General features: G+C 30.9%; 4 protein-coding genes. All 4 read left to right on the top strand.

From position 1 onward, the window contains the following. A partial coding sequence (locus ACVC2P_RS15255; protein WP_452599319.1) for a HEAT repeat domain-containing protein occupies positions 1–862 on the top strand: 862 nt, incomplete at its 5' end. Positions 863–1,003: 141 nt separating this feature from the next. Further along, complete coding sequence (locus ACVC2P_RS15250) at positions 1,004–1,582, top strand: hypothetical protein (RefSeq protein ID WP_452599318.1); 579 nt, start codon at positions 1,004–1,006, stop codon at positions 1,580–1,582. 74 nt (positions 1,583–1,656) lie between these two features. After that, positions 1,657–2,586 carry a hypothetical protein gene (locus ACVC2P_RS15245; protein WP_452599317.1) on the top strand — a complete coding sequence of 310 codons (930 nt, stop codon included), beginning with the start codon at positions 1,657–1,659 and terminating at the stop codon, positions 2,584–2,586. A gap of 75 nt (positions 2,587–2,661) precedes the next feature. Beyond that, positions 2,662–3,678: 1,4-beta-xylanase (locus ACVC2P_RS15240; RefSeq protein WP_452599316.1), on the top strand; the 1,017-nt coding region annotated here is incomplete at its 3' end.

Below are 3,678 nucleotides of genomic sequence, written 5' to 3'. Positions count from 1 at the left end.
GCCTAACGGAGGATCTGATTGTTGTGGAACTTGTTGGTTTAATTCTAAAAACGATGGTGAACTAGGATACCACGGCTCAAGAAAAGAAGGAGTTGCAACCTGCCAAATAAGAGATCTTGAAATTGAAGACCCATTTTACACCTACTGTATTAATTACCCACATCATAATCCAAATAGAGTGGAAATACCTTTAGGCCCAGTATATTTTGGAGAAGACAGACAGATTTTGATTGAATCTCCTGACACTAAAGAAACTAGAGATTCTCTTCTAAAGCTTTTACGAGAAATTGAAGAAATTCCTAAAGACGAATATCCAGCAGGAAGAGCATTAGATGAAGAAATTATAACTCAAATTGGAAAATTAGAAGAAAAAAGAGCGATCCCATCCCTCAGAAAAATAACTCATTTTAATCCTTTATCGCAACCTAAAGGAAAAAACCCTTTTAGAAGGAATAGAATCATTACTGTTGGTCTAGCGGTTGAAACTTTAGCTAAATTAAGTAAGAATGAAGCAATTCCTGAGATAGAACGGTTGATTCAATTAGGAATTCAAACTTTAGATTTAAAAAATTATAACCCAAAAGAAGACAAGTTAGCACCGATTAGATATCATGCCGCCAGAGGACTAAAATATTGCTCTAACAATAAATCAATCGAGCTTTTAAAATTAGGAATGCGTGATCCTCATCAAGAAATAAAAGCTTTTTCTAAGGATATTTTGGAGAAAAAGATTAGTGCAACAGAAATTAGTACTATCGAAAAAGAAATAGAATTTGAAGAATTAAATCGCAAATTTAATACCCAAACCAAGAAAGCCAATGACAGTAATAAGTGGTGGGAATTTTGGAAAAAAAATAATTAAATTGAACCTAACAAAAATTAGGTAATAATATTTATAGCTTTGAATTAGAGCAATTAAAACAGAATTTATTTTTAACAAAGGAGAGTTTAAAATTAAATCCAATAAACATAAGTATATTATCAAAATTAATACATTTGAACTATGTGTCGGTATGCTATAACAACCTATAAGTCTCACTATGCCTGTTTTAATTGTAGAAAAACATATAAAAGAAGACTTCTAAGTGATATTAATGGCGGCTATGATAAAGATGACAAAGAATCCCCCGCTAAATGCCCTGAATGTGGAGATTTAATGGCTAATATGGGTTTAGATTTTGAATCCCCAAAGAAAACCGACATAAAAGCATGGAATCATCTATCAACTTTATATAAAGTTGGAATTACGTTTCATTCATGTGGTTGTAATGGGCCGGGCTATATACCAAATGACACAAAAACCTTAATTGATTATTTCAAAGAAATAAAAAACAACTACTTAAAACACCAACATTTTTGGGCGCAAAGAAAAGAAGATCCAGAAACACAAGGAGATATTGCAAAAGATAAATATAGAAATGCAACCTTTCTATACAGTATACCAAAAGAAATGAAAACAGGTTCTAAGAAAAAACCTAAGTACGATGCTCAAAACGCTCAAATATATTGGAATGAAAGAGTTCTAGGTATTGAGAAAAAAATTAAAGAACTTACGCTAAGTACTAAACTTAGTAGAAAATAAATAGCGTTTTACTTTTACCCGAAAGAAAAAGTACAAACCCAATGTTTAAACCAATTCTAATCTTAACCAAGCACATGAATAAAACGTTCATATTATTAATATTTTTCATGTTTATTTCCTGTAAGGATAATACGCCCAAAGAGAACAGTACAAATATTACAAAAACAGAATTTATAGAAATTATAAAAGACGATTATGAGCTCTATAAACCAGAGACGCAAGCAAAGGCCGTTTTAATTCTTTTTGGAGGCTATCCAGAAACTATAAAAGACATTAAAAGAGAGTTTAAAATACTTGAATTAGCAAAAAATAATGATATAGCTGTAATAATTTTAAATTACAATAAAAAACTTTGGTTGGAAGCTCACGAAAAATACCAACTTGCTAAAAGACTTCAAAATACTATTATAAATAATCAGTTACCTACAGACAATATTTTTATTGGTGGTTTTTCAAGTGGCGGAGTAGTAAGTCTTTTAATAAGTAATTATATCATTGAGATGAAACAATTTTATATAGACCCGAAAGGAGTATTTATTATAGATTCTCCTATTGATTTGGCTGCATTATACACGTCTTCAGAAAAAAATATTGAACAAAATTTTTCTGAAGTTTCTGTACAAGAAAGCAAATGGATAATAGAAACGTTAGAGACTGCTTTTGGTAACCCAAATGAAAAGCTAAAAGAGTACGAAAACAATTCTGTTTACACCTATAAAAGTAATAATACTAATAACTTGCAAAAGTTAAAGCACACAAAAATTAGACTATATACAGAACCAGATACACTTTGGTGGAAAAAGCACAGAATGGCAGATTATAAACAAACAAATGCTTTTTATATTAAGAAGCTAGCAGAGCGTTTAAAAGCACAACAGTTTAAAGCCGTAGAATATATTCCTACAAATAACAAAGGCTACAGAGCAAATGGAGAAAGACACCCGCACAGTTGGGCTATAGTTGACAAAGAAAATTTGATAAATTGGATGCTAAAAAACAAATAATAGCAGTTATAAATAATGTTTGTTATAACTTACATTAAGAACTCTAGCTAAGTTTTAATTTCATTTAATAATACTATGCCATTTAAAAGCTTCATTATAACAACACTATTTTTTTCTTTTACTTACATCTCCACAGCTCAAAAGTTTGAACCAGAAGATGGTAAATGCCTTGTTTTTATTGGTCAAGATCTAGAAGCAACAGGAGGGCTAACAAATTATAACAAGGGCTATACAGATTATTTTAAGACTCCAGCAGGTATAACTATATATACAAATTTATCGCCAGGAAACGAATCCTACGGATACTATAATAAAGGATTAGATGGTATTAAAACTAAAGCCAATTGGGGCTCTGGGGATTCTTGGGCAAACCTTTATATACAAGACTCTACTTATAAAAATAGTGCTATTGCTATAGGCTTATCTTTTGTAAACCATGAAAAAAACGTTGCAAAAGGAAAACATGACGACTTAATTAAAGAGCTTGCAAATTGGATAAAAGCAGCAAAACGTCCAATATTTTTAAGAATTGGTTATGAGTTTGATGGATGGGATTGGAATCATTATAAAAAGAAACATTATTTAAATGCATGGAAAAAAATACATTCTATTTTTAAAGCTATGCGAGTAGATAATGTTGCTTTTGTTTGGCAATCTAAAGGAACTGGCTCCAATCAAAAACTATTAGAAAAATGGTATCCGGGAGATGATTTAGTAGATTGGTGTGCCTATTCTTACTTTGGTAAACCTGACCAAGAAATGCTCATTTTTGCAAGAAAACATGGTAAACCTGTATTTATTTCAGAAGCCACTCCTGTAAGGCAAATAGACCGCTTATATTTTGATAGTGACTTAAAAAATGTAGAACTAGAAAAAACAATCTGGAAAGAATGGTTTGTTCCTTTTTTCAAGATAATAAACGACAATTTAGATGTAATTAAGGCCTTTAGTTATATCAATTCAAATTGGGCTGCTCAACCTATGTGGCAGACTAACTCTACATTTAATAAAGTAGACTCTAGACTTCAAGAGAGTAAATATGTTTCTAAAATGTGGAAAAAAGAAATGGACAAACAGCAATACCTGCATGCA

This window comes from Pontimicrobium sp. MEBiC01747 (assembly GCF_053601635.1).
The sequence above is the reverse complement of the archived record's forward strand: the minus strand, read 5'-3'. Positions and strand labels throughout refer to the sequence as shown.

Excerpts from the sequence above, each read along its gene's own strand:
- ACVC2P_RS15245 (WP_452599317.1), top strand. The coding sequence starts at position 1,657 with ATGAATAAAACGTTCATATTATTAATATTTTTCATGTTTATTTCCTGT.
- ACVC2P_RS15250 (WP_452599318.1), top strand. The coding sequence starts at position 1,004 with ATGTGTCGGTATGCTATAACAACCTATAAGTCTCACTATGCCTGTTTT.